Here is a 14251-nt window from a genome sequence, read left to right as displayed (position 1 = left end):
CAATGCGCTTGTGGGAGTAGTCGCCATGCACGCACTTCTTGTCTTTGCCCATCACGACCCCAGGTCCCTGACCCACAGCCTTGCCCGGCAGATTGCCGAAGGCCTGGCCGAGTCTGCGGAGCACTCCTTCGAGATTGCCGATCTCTGGAGCGAAGGCTTCGAGCCGCGTTTCGGCGCTGCAGATATTGCGGTACACAGAACCCAGGTCACCCCTCCTGTGGACGTTCTCGCCGAGCAGGCCCGGATCGATCGCGCTGATGCTCTGGTACTGGTCTATCCGGTCTACTGGTGGTCCATGCCAGCGCTGCTCAAGGGGTGGATCGACCGGGTGTTCAGCAATGGCTGGGCGTTTGATTTCCAGGCCGATGCCAGGTTGGTGAAAAAGCTGGGGCGCCTTCGGGTGCATCTGGTAGGGGTGGCTGGGGCTGATGCCGGTACCTATGAGCGTCACCGCTACCTCGAAGCGATGCAGGCTCAGATTGATCACGGGATCTTCGATTACTGCGGGGCCAGTGTGATGACGTCGCAGTTGCTGTACGAGTCGGAGTCCGGCGCCCAAGCCGCCAATCTGCAAAGGGCCCGGGCTATCGGGCAGGCCTTGTTCAGCGCCCACAGGCTCGCCGAGCCGGTGTAAGGCTTTGCCAGGCATATCCAGAGGGGCAGGGCGGGAAGGGGCGGGCGGTGGTCGCGGTCGGAGGTCGGGCTGGCTCTAGCCCCAGCAGCACCAGGCGAAGGTCGTCAGGCAGAGCAGCAAGGGCAGGGCATCAAGAAATTCATTCATACCGGCACATTCCATTCGGACGGGTGCCGGCAATTTAAGGTGGCTGCTGTTATCTGTCTGTTGCGATTCTGTGAATTTTCAACGCTATTTTGTTGAATGCTTCAGGAAGCATCGTAGGTGCGTGGCTGGCACCTTTTTTTCGCGGCTCCAACACTGATGGAGGCCTTCCAGAAACCTGTCCTGAAATCCAAAGGCTCAAAAAAAGTGTGGATATTTAATGACTTAGGTGGTTTTATTTGTGGTTTTTTTCTCAAAATATGTTGTTACAGAATGTACGATTCCGTTACTATAGCCCTGCGTTCACCTACCACGGTTTATGCATTTTTAGCCCCAAGTGTCCATCAGCTACTTGGGCTTTTTTTTGCCTGGAATTTGTCACGGGCCGCTTTTTCCCCATGGGCTGGATGCACAGGATTCACGATCGGGCACCTGGCTCACCCGACCGTGACTGCCGATACGCCTAGTGCCGGACGATGTGCAGCCCTTCCTCCTCCTGAGGCGGCACGAAGTAGCGGCTAATCCGTTCGAACTGCTCGTCGCTGGCGGCAAACGGGTGATCGCCCAGACGATTGCGCTCGCGCAGCCTTGCCTTGCACTGGGCTTCATCCACATCCAGTACATGCAATTGATGAGGGGTGCCGGCCTGGTCCGCCAGCGCTCGCAGCCAGGTTCGCTGGGCGACGGTATTGGCGGGAAAGTCCAGGACGACACAGGTTCCAGCGCGCAACATGGCGATCACCAGCGGTTCCAGCACACTTGCCAGGCGCTGGGCGTGGAGCAGGTAGTCGGCAATCGAATGAATCTGCTCCGGATACAGGCCTGCCAGCCACTGGTCTTCAGAGATCAGGACGCTGCCGTGCGCCTCTGCCAGCTGCCTGGCCAGGGTGGACTTGCCCGAGGCGATCTTGCCGCACAGTAAATGCAGTACGGCGGGTGATGAGTGCTTCATGGTTTTCTCCTGGGGTAGTTGCCTCAGAAGAGTGGTGGTCAACCCCGCCTCCGAGGCGGGTTCTTGACAGCCTGGACGGCCGCTAGCCCCCTTGCTGATGAAGGGGGTAATAATCGCTGCGAGGCCAGGCCGGGGGATCGGGTTCATGTTGTGGAAACTACAGAGTCGCCACGAAAAAAAACAGCCCGGCCATGCACAAGCCTCCATCATTTCGAAGCGCTGAGGCATTGCGCAGGCATTCGATAACTGCGGGGTAGTTAACATTTCTCTGTGTTTTTTCTGATACACAAACGCGCATACAGGCCTATCCTGAACGGGCAAACTTCACCTCCCCCATACAGGCGAGAAGCCATGCTCTCTACCAGCGAGCTTTGCCACATATTGGAGTCCGGCTTTCTCCCGCTGTCCTGCGCCTGCGCCCTGAACCCCAACGGCTCCCTGACCATCAAGATCTACGATGCAGAGTCGGGCCGGGTGGACTTGCTGCTCACCGGTGTCTCCACTGCCGAACTCACCAGCGTGCGCGACATCTCCAATCTGATTGGCGAACTGCGTACCGAATTGCGGGCAGGGCGCCGAGCCTTTGCCGGGGCCTTCACCCACTACGCCGGCTGAGGGGGGCGGGGAGGCGCGTATTGCTGACAGTTGAACATGTCATTGCGAGGGCATAGCGTTACAGCGTTCGCCCAGTATCTATGACTCTTTACCGGTTCATGGATGGCGAGGTCATCTGTACTGGGCGAACTCCACAGGCGCTTGATGTACGTCTTTCTGGTTATAGCTGTTAACCTCCCTCGCCATTTTCACCCAAGGGTGCGCAACTCGGGCGGTGCTCGAGGCTTTCTGCACCTGGCTTGGTCTTTACCCATTCAAGGAAGGTCTTCATGAACATCGGCAATACGCCTCCCGCCAACTACAGCTACGCCCAACTCTCGAAAGTACTGGAACACAACCGCTCGGTTGCTCAAGTCAAAGGTCCCGAGGCGCCGGTGGAGCAGGAGTTCGCAGCGCATCTGGAGGCCGAGCAGGCGGTCGCCAAGGACGACGCGCTCAAGCTCTCCTTGAGTTTTTCCGCGCAAGCTTGAGGGCTGCCCGGGGAGGAAACTCTTGCTGGACATTGCTGGCAGGAGCTTCGTCCGAGGCTGTCATTTCAGGATAAGTCTTTAAAAATCAGTTGGTTGGCTTATGGCGCCATGTTAGTCTTGCCGCCGCTGAGGGAATTGGCGAGAGGCCGTGCGGCCCCTGGTTGAACCTCGGGATGACGCTGTAGATCTCTGATTTACCGTGTTTTTTTACCCTCGACAGCGAGTCGGGAACCGGGCTTTTTTGCCGGCTTCGACCTTGCTTCACAAGGACTGGATGTATATATTCCACTCCCTGCTTCAAGCACTGGACGGCCTGATGCCGATTGAATGTTCCAGTGCCGCGTTATCGCGCTACCGCCCGAATGGCGAAACTGGTAGACGCATGGGACTTAAAATCCCCCGCTCGTAAGGGCGTGCCGGTTCGATTCCGGCTTCGGGCACCATCTATTTCAAGGGCTTGCACGGTTTTTTGAGTGAGCCTTACTCTGAATCAATTCGCAACTTCAAATACTGCTCCGCAATTCGCTTTGTGGGTGAGACCTTCTTGCCCTTGCGATTGCGCGTGCACTGTTCGGTCATCTCCAAAGCGGGAGGGCTAAATGAGCTGGAAGCGTTTTAAGGTGGCGATCCTGTATGTCGGTGCTGTCCTCATGCTCGTGCAGGCCGGGCGACATTTGGCCGATGGTCCTACAAAGCTCGATAACGTGGGGCCCGCAATCATTGCCTTGGGGATCGCCTACTACTTGATCAGGCGAGCAAGAGCGTGTGCCGGATAGCATGGCGGCAACTTGATCTTGAGTGATAGATCACACTGTCACTAGTTGTCGAGTAGGCGGGTAAATCAACTCAGCGCTCGGATACTTGGCATGCTCTTGCGGCAGAGAAGGGCTTGCGCCCCTTCAGCATCGATGAATCCGCTATGTGCGTCTATTTGTTGGCGCCCTGATCGCCAGGTATTTGCCGGTGGTTCTTTGGGGGAAGTTCGCAAGTAGAGGTGGTGAAAAAAGCCTGGTAACTCTAGGCCGAACTATCTGGCAGTAGTGGTACCGTCTACGCTACATCTCTGGAACCTGCTAGATGGATAGTCAAAGTCCACCTCACCGCATCGCAACGCCTCTAGTTGCGTCAAGCGCTGAAAGCCCTGCCGTTCACCCACCTGTTTGGCATCGCGGCCCGGACTTGCTGACCATTGGAAGCACGGGGGCGGCCATTTTGGGTTTCTGCTTTGTGGTGCTTGGGTTGTTGCCGGGCTTGGTGCTGACGCTACTGCTCCTACTCGGGTTCGAAGCGATGCCAGGTGAACCGAGCGGCGATGGGTCTAGCCTCACAACGTCGTCGTTCATCCAGCTCCTGTGTGGGTCTGTTGTGCTCATGGGGCTGGTCTTCGCGTGGATTTTTTCTGCATCTAGAGTGCTGGCCTTCACGTTCGACGAAAACCAGCAACTGCTTACTCTCACGGTCACCCGTCGCGCTCGCAAGCCCGCCGAAGTGCAAGTGCCATTTAGCGACATCATTTGTATCTGCCCTTACGTGCTCGCCAGTTATGACCGCGATGGCCATTTTAGTGTCGTGTGCCAGGGGCCGAGGGGCAAGGAGTTCGTATATCGATTGGCCGAGGGCACTTCTCTGGAGGAGATGGAGTTTCATGCTGCGTGGTTGCGGGGAATGATAGGGGACCGGATGCAGGAACCATTGAATCTGGATAAATGAACGAAGCACGTCTCTCCAGCCACTATCGAGGTGAGGCGGCTCTGCGCTCGACTGGCCGGGGTGTTTCAAACGGATTCTCGAACGGCCTGCACCGGCCGGGAGGAGCGCCAATTGGCATGCTTCATAGGATGCTGATCGCATCCGGGGCTGGCCTGTTCAAACTGCTCCACAGGTCGCCAAATTCTGCAATTCGATCGGGCCGGGATCGTGACGGGGTTGCTGAATTTAGGTAACTTGGCATTTTCCATTCATGGACGACGGATTCATGCCAATCACCAAGCGTATTGCAAAAATCTCCCTGAGCATCTCCCTGCTGGGCCTCGTAGGCGCTAGCCCATTCTCCCTGGCGGGCGACACCACTCCGGTGAGCGAGTTGCTGCGTAGCGGCTATGAAGTCAAGGCGGCCTACCAGGCGCCAGCACGAGTCGGCCTGGTGCACTTTCTGATCTTGCAAAAAGGTTCGTCGGCGTTCCAGTGCGTGACCTATGGCGCCGAAATAAAGCCACGTTTCCATGACTACTCCAACACCTACTCTTGTGCTCAAATTCAGGACCTGATTCCCACCCAGCCTAACCTCCTGCAGTAATCCTACAGCGCATTTACGGTTCCATTACCCCTCCAGCCCTTATGGCCAGGGCTGGTGCGGTCTGCTGTTGGGGAGTGCCCGCTCGAAGGTGCCGAGATCAAGGTTGGCGGAGCGGTTTAAGCGTATGGAGGACTACCTCCGAGAAGCCCCCAGTAGTACTTAACGGATGTATTCGCCTGCGGGACGCTATAAGCCATGCATCGATTGCCCCAAGGCCGCGTGTGCGATGGGGGAGGCTGTTCTTCCTGGCACGGGTCTGGATCCTTCTGGGCAGGGGAAATAGCGCACTGGGTGGACAATACTGGTTGCATATACAGTTTTTTGTTGAGAGAATTTCCCCACTCCGCGGGTGCATAGGAGGTGAATATCAGCTTGATGCTGATTTGCATGCATCCGTGTGAAGGCCTCGAGCCTAGAGCCATCGCCTTTGAGCGACATGAGAGCGGAGTCTTCCGCGACAAATCATTCGACTCAATAGGTCAATCCAAATGAAAAAAACTATCAGTGTTTCCCTGCTCGGTCTCTTGGCGTGTTTTGGTGCCAGCATGAGCGCCTTTGCTGACACAGCCATGTCCTGGAATTTGGCAAGGGATGTAATCCTGGCGAAGGAGAGCGCGCCACCAGGCTCACCTTGGTCGTTTATGCAGAACTTCTCCGGCGTGAACAAGGCTGAAAATTACATCCTATTGCCATACTTCAAAGCCGATTCGTGTAACAACCTCCCAGCTACTTGCTGGATGGACCAAGTTTCTGGGGCGCATGTTTCGGTTCACATGAAACCTTACACCTACACGGCAAACGGCAGCTTTACCATTGCGGCTGGCAACGTGGCCTTTCACCCAGGCCAGAATAGCCAGACGGTTATTCGCTGGACCAGTCCGGTGGTCGGTGAGATCAACATTCTCGGGCGAGTTAACAGCGTTCATGACAGTTGCGGTGATGGCGTGGCTTGGTCTTTGAATCAGGGCGACACGGTTCTTCAGTCGGGTAGCTTGGTCAGAGGCAGCGGCGCGGTCTTCTCGGTCAGCAAAGTGCCTGTCACCCAATCCTCTGCCATTTACTTGGTCCTCGACAAGAAGGCCAACTACGTCTGCGACACCAGCACCATCGACATGTTGATTACCAAGTAAAGGTTACGCTTGGTTGTATCGGGCTTTAGTGGCCTGCTTATTGAAAGCCAAGAGCTTCGAACTTATCGCCTTTGAGCGACATGAAAGCGGAAGCCTCCGCACAAATCATTAAGCTCAATAGGTGAAACTATGTCAGTAGTTAAAGTCGGCAAATTTTTTCGCAACGTAACCATGAATCCGGCGCGTGTTGTGAAAATTGTAGACCCCGCAGAAAACACTCATGGATTGATTATTCAGACTGGTTTGATTAGCCCCTCCAACGGCGCGTTGGGGCTCTACTCGGGCACCTCGGCACCGACCGGTATCGGTGATGAATCCAAGCCCATCATCTTTGCGGGGAACGGCAATACAGCTGCGGGTTCCGGCTCTGAGCTGTTGATGCCTAACCCACTCTTTGTCTCTGCGGGACAAGGCCTGTGGGTCGCTGCAAACGTCCCGGCTGCGGCCGTCGCTCTGACCTGGGATTTGCTTGATTGATCCTGATGCCGTGAAAGCGAGCCCTGCGATTGTGCAGGGCTTTTTCGTTTCCTCTCCCCGCCACGCTCCTTGCTTTAAGCGGGGTTACTGGTGGGCCACTTTTAAGTTGAGCCTTGGGAGGCGAAGGGCCTGGCGCTCACCCAGCCCCGCCCGTAGAGGCGGGGCGGGTGCGATGGAGCAAGGCGTTGCGGCCAAGTGCAGATGCAGCGTGAACAGGCTGAAAGTGAGCCTTGCAAGCAAGGACGGGGCAAAGGAGAATGGCCAGCTTTCAATGTTTGTAACTAGAAATAACAAAATAAAATCAATAAGTTACTTTCTGGTTTTTGAGGCGGGATGGAATGCGGAACTGCGTTTGAGCTGAAGTTCACCTCTGGCAAACACACGCCTGTTGCTGACCAACACTCTCGGTTCAGATGTGACCCAGAGCGTTGCTGCGCCGCCTCCGGGATCTGATTTCTACAACAAGCCCAGATGCAAAAATGAACATAAAAGCATTGCTTATCGCTTCGCTGGGGGGGCTCTCGCTGATTCAAGCAACGCTTTCCTTTGCGGACAACACCAATGGCAAGAGTCTCTATGTGCAACGATGTGCCATGTGTCACGGCGCCGATATCAAGGGAACTGGGCCGCTGGCCAATAAGAGCAATCCTCCTACACCCGATCTGACGACCCCTGCTTTTAAAAAGCGACTCAATGAGTATCCGGGTGTGATTGTGTCGTCGGTAATACTGCGCCCCAATGGAGACTTGATTCCCAGAACTTTGCGGGAGAACGGTGTGAAGGTGCCCCCGCATGCTTGGAGCGTTAAGGATTTTCGCGATTTGAATCAATACATGAGTGACGTGATTTCAAAGACTCGATGAGTTCTTCATATGCGCTGGCATAGCGTTCCAAGAGCCACTTGCTCCGCGACGGTGGCCAATCAATCTTGGCTTTAGCCTTGAGGCTCATCGCTGCCCGGGTCGGGCTGCACCAGGTGCTGCCAGGGAAATACCTGTCGGGCGAAATTCTTCACGTAACCGCCAGTGGTGGCCTGGATCACCATGATCGGCAGTTTGGGTCGCTGGCGCTGCAGGGCTTCGAGTTGTTCCAGGCTCAGGCAGGTATTGCGCAAGCGCAGCGCCCGCAATGGGTCGCACGCGTGGCTGGCAAACAATCTTTCATAGCTGGTAAAAGACGTGATGGCGTGCTCCTCGCGGTCTTTTGCCCAGCTTTGCTGAAGTGCGCTGGATTCGCTGAAATCCAGGCTGCTCAACCGCGGCAGGTTGCTGGAGCCTGCGAGGTTGTCGATAAAACCCTGGGTGTCGAAATGGGCGCCGATACGCAGTTGCGCAAGGTGTGGCAGGTCGACCTGGAAGAAGTCCGCGTTGGGGGCATTGGGCAGGGTCAGTTCGCTGAGGTACGGGGTCTTTGCTACCCAGCGGGCGATTTCACCGGCTTCTTCCATGATGGTGCCGGCCTTCTGGATCAACGAAGCGTTATGGTCCTGAGGTTCGGTGGGGCGAATCGCCAATGACCTGAGGCGGGGAAATTGCACCGCACTGTCCAGCAAGGGGCTGAACTCCCACTCGCGGGTACCGTTCGCGCCTTCATCGGCACCGGAAAACAGCAGCGAGCTGAGGGTGTCCGCCACGCTCTGCTCTGCCAGGCATTCCAGGGTCCAGGCAAAGGGCTCGTCCCATAGCTCGCCGTAGTACTCCAGATGCAGGCCGTCACGCATCGGCGCCAGGGCCAGGTAGTTGTAGTCGCTGGCCCACAATGGGCCGGCCGGGTCTTCGCCGGTGTCGTCGTGCTCGGCGGCCTGCTCCCGAGTGAACTCATGGATGCGTTGCTGCAGGGCCAGCAGCCGCTGGTAGCCAGGGGAAGACAAGGGATTGGACATGGGCTGGATTCCGCGGGTAACGCAGGCGCGGGCCTGCTGGATAAACGCTGGGCATGGTGAGGGCCGATCATAACAAAGCGGCGAGGGCGGCCCGCTGTGAAGCGAGCGCTGGGCGATACACATTATTCCAACAAATAAACTCTGTCCTCAGGGCCTGGCCGGACGCTAGGATCCGTCGCCGACCTGCCGGCCTAGCGTCTTCCAGGGGCTCCACAGCATGCAATCAAGGCTACTGCCGTCATCAGCAACCGGGCTCGCGCCCAGGGAAATCACCCTGGATGACGCAGCGCTGTTGCAGCGTTTCTTTGTCGAGAACCCGGAGTATTTCCATATCGTCCACGGTGCAGCGCCGCAGCCGGACGAGGCGCGCGACGAGATCGATGATGCACTGCCAGCGGGCTGGTCCTACACCCGCAAGTGGAAAATCGGTTACTTCGACAGTGAAGGGCGCCTGCTGGCGTTCGTCAGCATTGTCACCGACCTGTTGGCACAAGGGGTCTGGCACATAGGCCTGTTCATGCTGGCTACCCCCTGTCACGGCAGCTCCCTTGCCCGGCAGTTGCACGCTGAGCTGGAGGCCTGGGCTGCGGGCGAGGGCGCACGCTGGCTGCGCTTGAGCGTGGTCCAGGACAATGCCCGGGCACAGGGTTTCTGGAATGCCTGCGGTTATGCCCAGGTGCGTACCCGTGACGGGATCGAGCTGGGGCGCTTGCAGCACCAGGTGCGGATCATGATCAAGCCCCTGGCCGGGGATGCGCTAGCCGACTACCTGGCCCTGATGCCCCGTGATCGCAGCGAGGAGCAGGTACCTTCCTGACAAGGTGCCAGGAGCACCCGGACGGCGTGACTACCGCAAGGCACCCCCCCCAGCCAGGTGCTAGGCGTGGCTGAGCGACAGCTGGCTGATGATGCAGGCCGAGCCATCCTCCGCCGGAGTGTTGGGGTGAAATCGATCTGGTTGTAGATCCCGCCATGAAAGTCGAATACCTGGCCATCCCAGGTCGAGTCCAGGGCGTGCGGGGGAGAGCTGGCTTGCTGACCATTGCAACTGGCGCCGATGGTGATCAGCCCAGCGTAGGTGCAGTGGATGCTGAGCTGGAACAGCGCGTCGAGCGGGACGCCGCCGAGCAGCGGTAGCGGCCTGGGGTCGGCGCCGTTGAAGCTCTGGCGCAGGGCATAGGTCAGGGTGCCCTTGTCCCAGAACACCTTGACGGCCGGATTCACGTCATCGCGTACATGCATTTGCGCAACCACCACTTTCTGCGCCGAGTTGACCTTGGTCAGGGTCATCTGCTGGCGATTCCAATGATCGGCGGCGCTGCTCAGGGCCCAGTAGCGGGATTCCTTCCACTCGCAGCGGGTTCGATGGGTGCTTTTGCTCGCCGCGCCCCGGGTCGGCGCGCACAGTTGTATCGAGCCATCTGCCAGGCGCGAGATCACGCTCGGGCATTGGGCCAGGGCGAGGTTGCCGTTGAGCTCCAGTGCCAGCGGGTTGCTGGCCGAGGTGGGCAGTGGGGTGGCGATGTCGAGTGTGCTGATGTCTACCGGCATGTGGAGGTTTCCTTGTCGGGGCGGTCGGTGGGCCCGCGTCCAGGGCGATACTCGCGGCTGCGGGGCCGCGGCATCAGCGGGAGCTGTTTCCCGGAGCGCCCCCGGAGCCGCTAGACCGCGGTGCCGATGTGACTGTCGCCCCCGTTCCTCACCGACCCGCAGTTCTACCTCGAGCTGTACCGCACCGTGGTCCGAGGGGCTTGATCAGCCTGAACTAAAAACGCCCCTGCCAGTCCCATTGGGCATCTTTGAACGACTGGGGGAACACCATGAAAACTCATCCTGCAATGCTCTGCGCCGCGGTTCTGGCTTCAAGCCAGGCGCTGTTGGCACAGGCTGCCCAGACCACTACCGCCGAGCCGGCCTACCAGAGCCAGGTAGCGCGCTACCAGTGTGAAGGGCAGGTGCGCATCGACGCCGCCTACCTGAACATCGACAACGGCTCCTCGTTTGCCACGCTGTATTACAAGGACCAGTTGATCCCCATGCACATCGCGCGTTCCGCTTCCGGCGCCCTGTACGTGGCGGACGACGAGCAGAACAGCTTCCGCTGGCACACCAAGGGCAAGATGGGGGTGCTCTCGTTCCTGGAGGCGGACCACACCGCCACGGAGCAAACCCTGCTCAAGGACTGCAAGGAACTCGAGCAGGACTGAAAAACCGCCTACGCACTTTCCCGCGGGCAAAAAAAAGCCCGCGGGGAGTGCGGGCGAACGTAGTTGCTTGAATGAGCGAGGCGACTATACACAGCGCTTTTTCGCCGCTGGGTGAAAGAAGTTTCATCTTGCGCCTCAGGGGGCCGGCCTTGCCCAGTCCCGTACTCGGCCGGCACGCTGGCGTGCTTCGGTTTCAGACGAAGGGCTGGCCGTGAAAGCCCCGTGGCAGACGCTGCAGGCCCGGCAGGGCGGTCAGGCGTTCGGTCCAGGCGTTACGCCAGAGTTGGCCGCCATGGCTGGCCTTGGCCTTGCGTGCAGCCCGACGAGCGGCATTGCGCTGGTTGCGTCGGGCCTCCTTGTAGACCTCGGTGTTTCGGCAACTGCGGCATTTGACCCGGTTCAGTTCGCCGGTGGAGGCCAGTTGGGTGCCGTGATGACCGCAGGCCAGATGCCCGGCGACCTTGAAGTGAGTAACCATCGCGTTTCTCCTTCGGAGTGAGTACGGAGCACGCGTCGTGTGTTCGATGCGTCTCCATACTTTTACGACCGCAGGGCACAGGCGACGTTCGTTGTTTTGTCGGCAAACTCCGAGCCCCCGGCAGATCTGTTCTAACCTGCTAAGGCGAGTGAAAAATCCCTTCAGGAAGAGAGGTGGGCATGGCAACGCAACAGCAACGCCCTTACGAGCAGGAACGCAGCGATGAGACGGCACCCTACGAGGTTGAACACAAGGAGCCGCCTCCGCAGACCTGGAAGCATCCGGATGATGGCAAAAGCCTGTCGGAACTGGATGAAGAACGTCCCTTGAAACCGTGACCCGCAGCCCCGCTCCAGAGCGGGGCTGTCGTTTGTGGCAAAGCCTTGGGCGGGCTCTGTTACCATCCCCGGTTTTGCCGCCCCGAAGCGCCGGGGCGAGTGGTCCGTTCAAGGGAGAAACACATGATTGTCACCACCACCGCCCATATCGAAGGCCGGGAAATTGCCAGCTACCTGGACATCGTCAGCGCTGAATCGGTCCACGGCATCAACGTGGTCCGTGACCTGTTCGCCGGCATGCGCGACTTTTTCGGCGGCCGCTCCCAGACCCTGGAGCGCGCCCTGAAGGAAGCGCGGATACAGGCCACCAATGAAATCAAGGAGCGCGCCCGGCAGTGCAACGCCGATGCGGTGGTCGGCGTGGATTTCGAGATCAGCATGCCGGCAGGGCGCGGTGGCATGGTAGTGGTCTTCGCCACCGGCACCGCCGTCAGGCTCAAGTAGCGTTCAACGCCTCCGGGCGTTCAGGGCGCGACCGGGGTGCACAGCTCCACTAAAGTGCCGTCCGGGCAGCGCACATAGGACACCGTCTGCCCCCAGGGCTTGCTTGTGGGGGGCGCCAGTTCCCGGGCACCGTGCTCCAGGGCCCGGGCATGGGCCGCCTGCACGTCTGCGGTGACCAGCCCCAGTTCCATGCCCAGGGGCCTGGGCGAGGAGTGAGCCGCCACATGGCCGGCCGGGAAATTCATTTCTGCCAGGTCATGGTCGGCGAAGGCCAGGGTAGTGCTGCCGGTTTCCAGCTCGCCATAGGTGCCGGATTCGTGGAGAAACCGCCGCTTGAAACCAAAGGCCTGCTCGAAAAAGCGTAAGGAACCTTCGACTTCGGGTACGTAGATGATGGTGTATCCGAACTGCATGGCGTGACGCTCCTGTCCATGGATTGTGAGGCGGCGAATCTAGCACGGGCCTGCGGCTGCGCAGGGCCCGTCGTTGTAAGCCGCTGTTTCATGGCTGCTGCTCCCTCAGGTGCCAGCCCAGGGCCGAGCATTGCAGCTCATGGGTCGGCGCCAGGGCCTGGAGAAAGGCCTGATCGTGGGAGGCCACCACCAGGGCCCCGGGAAAGTCCCGCAGGGCGCATTCGAAGGCCTGCACCGATTCCAGGTCCAGGTGGTTGGTGGGTTCGTCGAGCAACAGCAGTTGGGCTGGGTTGCCGCCCCACAGGGCCAGGGCCAGGGCGGCTTTCAGGCGCTCGCCGCCGCTCAGTTGCGCGCAGGGTTGCAGCACCCGCCGGGCATCCAGTTGCAGGCGTGCCAGGCGGGTACGCAAGGCGCTTTCCTCCAGGGGCGTGGCGGCGTTGCCCAGTTGTTCGAGCAGTGAGCGTGCGGGATCGAGTTGCGCCAGATGCTGATCCAGATAGGCACTGGCTACCGCCACTCGGCATTCGCCGCTCAGTGGCTGCAACTGGCCGGCCAGCAGTTTCAGCAAGGTGGACTTGCCGCAGCCATTGGGGCCGACCAGGGCGATGCGCGCAGGGCCGACGACGTTGCAGGTGAGGCGGCTGGCCGGGGCTTGCGGGTCCAGCCAGGGCAATTGCGCCTGCAGCAGACTGAATACCGGCTGGCCGGCCTGCAAGGTGGTGGCGGGCAGAGTGAGCAAGGTCGGTGACTGCGCGCCGACCCGGGCAAAGGCGTCGCGCACCTGCTCGTCGAGCTCGCTCTTGTGCCCCTGATGGGCGTGGCGTACCTGGCCCATGATGTCCCGCGCGGCGCCGAGCAGCTTGGCCCGTTCGAAGCCTGAGACGTTGGCGGTCTTGGCGTGCCGGCGCGAGGCCGCGGCGTGGCGCTGGATGGTGTCGTGTTCCCGTTGCAGGCGCTTGTGCTCGCGGCTGCGCTGGGTACGCGCATGGTCCAGCGCCGCCTGCGCCGCCTCGCTGTGGGCCTGGCGCTGCGCCTGGTACAGCGCATAGTTGCCGCCATGGACCTGGGCGCCCTGGGGGCCGAGTTCGACGATGCGTTGCACCTGCATGAGCAACTGGCGGTCATGGCTGACCAGGATCAGCCCTCCACGCCAGCCTTGCAGTTGTTCCGTCAGCCAGCGCCGGCCGTGGCGGTCCAGGTGATTGCTGGGCTCGTCGAGCAGCAGCAGGTCGGCGTTGCCCAGCAGGGCGCCGATCAGCACCACCCGGGCCAGTTGGCCGCCGCTGAGGACGTCCGCCGGGCCCTGCGGTTCCACGTGCTCCAGGCCGGCTTCATCCAGGGCCAGGCGCAGGCGCTGGGCCAGGTCCCAGCGATCATCCACCAGGTGCAGGTCTTCCAGGCTGGCGCTGCCGTCGGCCAGGCGCTCCAGGGCGCCCAGCGTCTCGGCGAGGCCGGCGACCTGGGCCACGCTCTGCCCCGGCTGTACCTGCGGGTCCTGGGGCACATAGGCCACGCTGGCAGTGTGGCTGATGCTCCCGGAGGAGGGTTGCAGCTCGCCGGCGATCAGGCGCAGCAGCAGGGACTTGCCCACGCCATTGCGCCCGACGATGGCCGTGGGCAGGCGATCGAAACTCAGGTTCAGGGCATCAAGCAGGGTTTCGCCATTGGCGAATTGATAGGTCAGCTGGTTCAGGGAAACCAGTACGGGCAGCCGGGTGACGTGAGTCATCAGCACCTCCGGAAAATGTGGCAACAGGCCAATGAGCGCTAG

The 14251-nt window shown here is 60.0% G+C and carries 17 protein-coding genes, 1 tRNA gene and 1 pseudogene; 13 read left to right on the top strand and 6 right to left on the bottom strand.

The annotated features are described in order from the left end of the window. Positions 1-25 precede the first annotated feature (25 nt). Positions 26-634, top strand: coding sequence for an NAD(P)H-dependent oxidoreductase (locus AC07R1_RS06905; RefSeq protein WP_065364224.1), 609 nt, complete (start codon positions 26-28; stop codon positions 632-634). A 607-nt stretch (positions 635-1241) separates the two neighbouring features. On the opposite strand, the gene AC07R1_RS06900 is transcribed toward AC07R1_RS06905, so the two are convergent. Next, positions 1242-1730: a P-loop nucleotide/nucleoside kinase family protein gene (locus AC07R1_RS06900; RefSeq protein WP_015635908.1), complete on the bottom strand. Its 489-nt coding sequence runs from the start codon at positions 1728-1730 to the stop codon at positions 1242-1244. Positions 1731-2081: 351 nt separating this feature from the next. Here AC07R1_RS06900 and AC07R1_RS06895 point away from each other — a divergent pair, with 351 nt between their 5' ends. From AC07R1_RS06895 to AC07R1_RS06860, 8 genes are all read left to right on the top strand, one after another. Next, entirely contained in the window at positions 2082-2345 is a 264-nt protein-coding gene (locus AC07R1_RS06895) for a DUF1652 domain-containing protein (RefSeq protein ID WP_015635907.1), read from the top strand. A 269-nt stretch (positions 2346-2614) separates the two neighbouring features. Continuing rightward, positions 2615-2815: a hypothetical protein gene (locus tag AC07R1_RS06890; RefSeq protein WP_015635906.1), complete on the top strand. Its 201-nt coding sequence runs from the start codon at positions 2615-2617 to the stop codon at positions 2813-2815. 356 nt (positions 2816-3171) lie between these two features. Continuing rightward, positions 3172-3258 (top strand) — tRNA-Leu (locus tag AC07R1_RS06885). Between the two features lie 634 nt (positions 3259-3892). Continuing rightward, on the top strand, positions 3893-4525 hold the full coding sequence (locus tag AC07R1_RS06880; protein ID WP_072441552.1) for a hypothetical protein: 633 nt from the start codon (positions 3893-3895) through the stop codon (positions 4523-4525). A 265-nt stretch (positions 4526-4790) separates the two neighbouring features. Then, positions 4791-5111, top strand: a complete 321-nt coding sequence (locus tag AC07R1_RS06875; RefSeq protein ID WP_072441556.1) for a hypothetical protein — start codon at positions 4791-4793, stop codon at positions 5109-5111. A 488-nt stretch (positions 5112-5599) separates the two neighbouring features. Beyond that, entirely contained in the window at positions 5600-6241 is a 642-nt protein-coding gene (locus AC07R1_RS06870) for a hypothetical protein (protein ID WP_041752304.1), read from the top strand. A 129-nt stretch (positions 6242-6370) separates the two neighbouring features. Beyond that, on the top strand, positions 6371-6718 hold the full coding sequence (locus AC07R1_RS06865; RefSeq protein WP_125063870.1) for a hypothetical protein: 348 nt from the start codon (positions 6371-6373) through the stop codon (positions 6716-6718). A gap of 479 nt (positions 6719-7197) precedes the next feature. Beyond that, a complete protein-coding gene (locus AC07R1_RS06860) occupies positions 7198-7581 on the top strand; it encodes a c-type cytochrome (RefSeq protein WP_015635903.1) in 384 nt (127 codons plus the stop codon). 71 nt (positions 7582-7652) lie between these two features. On the opposite strand, the gene AC07R1_RS06855 is transcribed toward AC07R1_RS06860, so the two are convergent. Beyond that, positions 7653-8600 carry a hypothetical protein gene (locus AC07R1_RS06855; RefSeq protein ID WP_041752303.1) on the bottom strand — a complete coding sequence of 316 codons (948 nt, stop codon included), beginning with the start codon at positions 8598-8600 and terminating at the stop codon, positions 7653-7655. Positions 8601-8817: 217 nt separating this feature from the next. On the opposite strand from AC07R1_RS06855, the gene AC07R1_RS06850 reads away from it, so the two are divergent. Further along, the gene (locus AC07R1_RS06850) at positions 8818-9417 is read left to right on the top strand and encodes a GNAT family N-acetyltransferase (RefSeq protein WP_495110321.1); all 600 of its coding nucleotides are present in this window, start codon (positions 8818-8820) and stop codon (positions 9415-9417) included. 60 nt (positions 9418-9477) lie between these two features. On the opposite strand, the pseudogene AC07R1_RS06845 reads toward AC07R1_RS06850, so the two are convergent. Continuing rightward, positions 9478-10151 (bottom strand): annotated as a pseudogene (locus AC07R1_RS06845) (polysaccharide lyase family 7 protein). A gap of 269 nt (positions 10152-10420) precedes the next feature. Here AC07R1_RS06845 and AC07R1_RS06840 point away from each other — a divergent pair. Then, entirely contained in the window at positions 10421-10807 is a 387-nt protein-coding gene (locus AC07R1_RS06840; RefSeq protein WP_019094152.1) for an MliC family protein, read from the top strand. 193 nt (positions 10808-11000) lie between these two features. Here the strand turns inward: AC07R1_RS06840 and AC07R1_RS06835 are convergent, their stop codons facing one another. After that, positions 11001-11285, bottom strand: coding sequence for a hypothetical protein (locus AC07R1_RS06835; RefSeq protein WP_015635899.1), 285 nt, complete (start codon positions 11283-11285; stop codon positions 11001-11003). A 179-nt stretch (positions 11286-11464) separates the two neighbouring features. On the opposite strand from AC07R1_RS06835, the gene AC07R1_RS06830 reads away from it, so the two are divergent. Together AC07R1_RS06830 and AC07R1_RS06825 are read left to right on the top strand one after the other, a co-directional pair. Further along, positions 11465-11623 carry a hypothetical protein gene (locus AC07R1_RS06830; RefSeq protein WP_011061701.1) on the top strand — a complete coding sequence of 53 codons (159 nt, stop codon included), beginning with the start codon at positions 11465-11467 and terminating at the stop codon, positions 11621-11623. Positions 11624-11746: 123 nt separating this feature from the next. Then, positions 11747-12067, top strand: a complete 321-nt coding sequence (locus tag AC07R1_RS06825) for a YbjQ family protein (protein ID WP_011061700.1) — start codon at positions 11747-11749, stop codon at positions 12065-12067. Positions 12068-12087: 20 nt separating this feature from the next. Here the strand turns inward: AC07R1_RS06825 and AC07R1_RS06820 are convergent, their stop codons facing one another. Both AC07R1_RS06820 and AC07R1_RS06815 read right to left on the bottom strand, forming a co-directional pair. Continuing rightward, positions 12088-12480 carry a VOC family protein gene (locus tag AC07R1_RS06820; RefSeq protein WP_019094154.1) on the bottom strand — a complete coding sequence of 131 codons (393 nt, stop codon included), beginning with the start codon at positions 12478-12480 and terminating at the stop codon, positions 12088-12090. Positions 12481-12568: 88 nt separating this feature from the next. Then, positions 12569-14209, bottom strand: a complete 1641-nt coding sequence (locus AC07R1_RS06815) for an ABC-F family ATP-binding cassette domain-containing protein (protein WP_495110320.1) — start codon at positions 14207-14209, stop codon at positions 12569-12571. Positions 14210-14251: the final 42 nt, after the last annotated feature.

The organism is Pseudomonas sp. GW821-FHT07F01 (assembly GCF_059418825.1).
This window is presented reverse-complemented; position numbering and strand designations above follow the sequence as displayed.

Coding starts and splice junctions, on each gene's coding strand:
- AC07R1_RS06905 (WP_065364224.1), top strand. CDS start 26: ATGCACGCACTTCTTGTCTTTGCCCATCACGACCCCAGGTCCCTGACC.
- AC07R1_RS06855 (WP_041752303.1), bottom strand. CDS start 8,600: ATGTCCAATCCCTTGTCTTCCCCTGGCTACCAGCGGCTGCTGGCCCTG.
- AC07R1_RS06860 (WP_015635903.1), top strand. CDS start 7,198: ATGAACATAAAAGCATTGCTTATCGCTTCGCTGGGGGGGCTCTCGCTG.
- AC07R1_RS06865 (WP_125063870.1), top strand. CDS start 6,371: ATGTCAGTAGTTAAAGTCGGCAAATTTTTTCGCAACGTAACCATGAAT.
- AC07R1_RS06815 (WP_495110320.1), bottom strand. CDS start 14,209: ATGACTCACGTCACCCGGCTGCCCGTACTGGTTTCCCTGAACCAGCTG.
- AC07R1_RS06830 (WP_011061701.1), top strand. CDS start 11,465: ATGGCAACGCAACAGCAACGCCCTTACGAGCAGGAACGCAGCGATGAG.
- AC07R1_RS06840 (WP_019094152.1), top strand. CDS start 10,421: ATGAAAACTCATCCTGCAATGCTCTGCGCCGCGGTTCTGGCTTCAAGC.
- AC07R1_RS06820 (WP_019094154.1), bottom strand. CDS start 12,480: ATGCAGTTCGGATACACCATCATCTACGTACCCGAAGTCGAAGGTTCC.
- AC07R1_RS06895 (WP_015635907.1), top strand. CDS start 2,082: ATGCTCTCTACCAGCGAGCTTTGCCACATATTGGAGTCCGGCTTTCTC.
- AC07R1_RS06835 (WP_015635899.1), bottom strand. CDS start 11,285: ATGGTTACTCACTTCAAGGTCGCCGGGCATCTGGCCTGCGGTCATCAC.
- AC07R1_RS06890 (WP_015635906.1), top strand. CDS start 2,615: ATGAACATCGGCAATACGCCTCCCGCCAACTACAGCTACGCCCAACTC.
- AC07R1_RS06880 (WP_072441552.1), top strand. CDS start 3,893: ATGGATAGTCAAAGTCCACCTCACCGCATCGCAACGCCTCTAGTTGCG.
- AC07R1_RS06870 (WP_041752304.1), top strand. CDS start 5,600: ATGAAAAAAACTATCAGTGTTTCCCTGCTCGGTCTCTTGGCGTGTTTT.
- AC07R1_RS06850 (WP_495110321.1), top strand. CDS start 8,818: ATGCAATCAAGGCTACTGCCGTCATCAGCAACCGGGCTCGCGCCCAGG.
- AC07R1_RS06825 (WP_011061700.1), top strand. CDS start 11,747: ATGATTGTCACCACCACCGCCCATATCGAAGGCCGGGAAATTGCCAGC.
- AC07R1_RS06900 (WP_015635908.1), bottom strand. CDS start 1,730: ATGAAGCACTCATCACCCGCCGTACTGCATTTACTGTGCGGCAAGATC.
- AC07R1_RS06875 (WP_072441556.1), top strand. CDS start 4,791: ATGCCAATCACCAAGCGTATTGCAAAAATCTCCCTGAGCATCTCCCTG.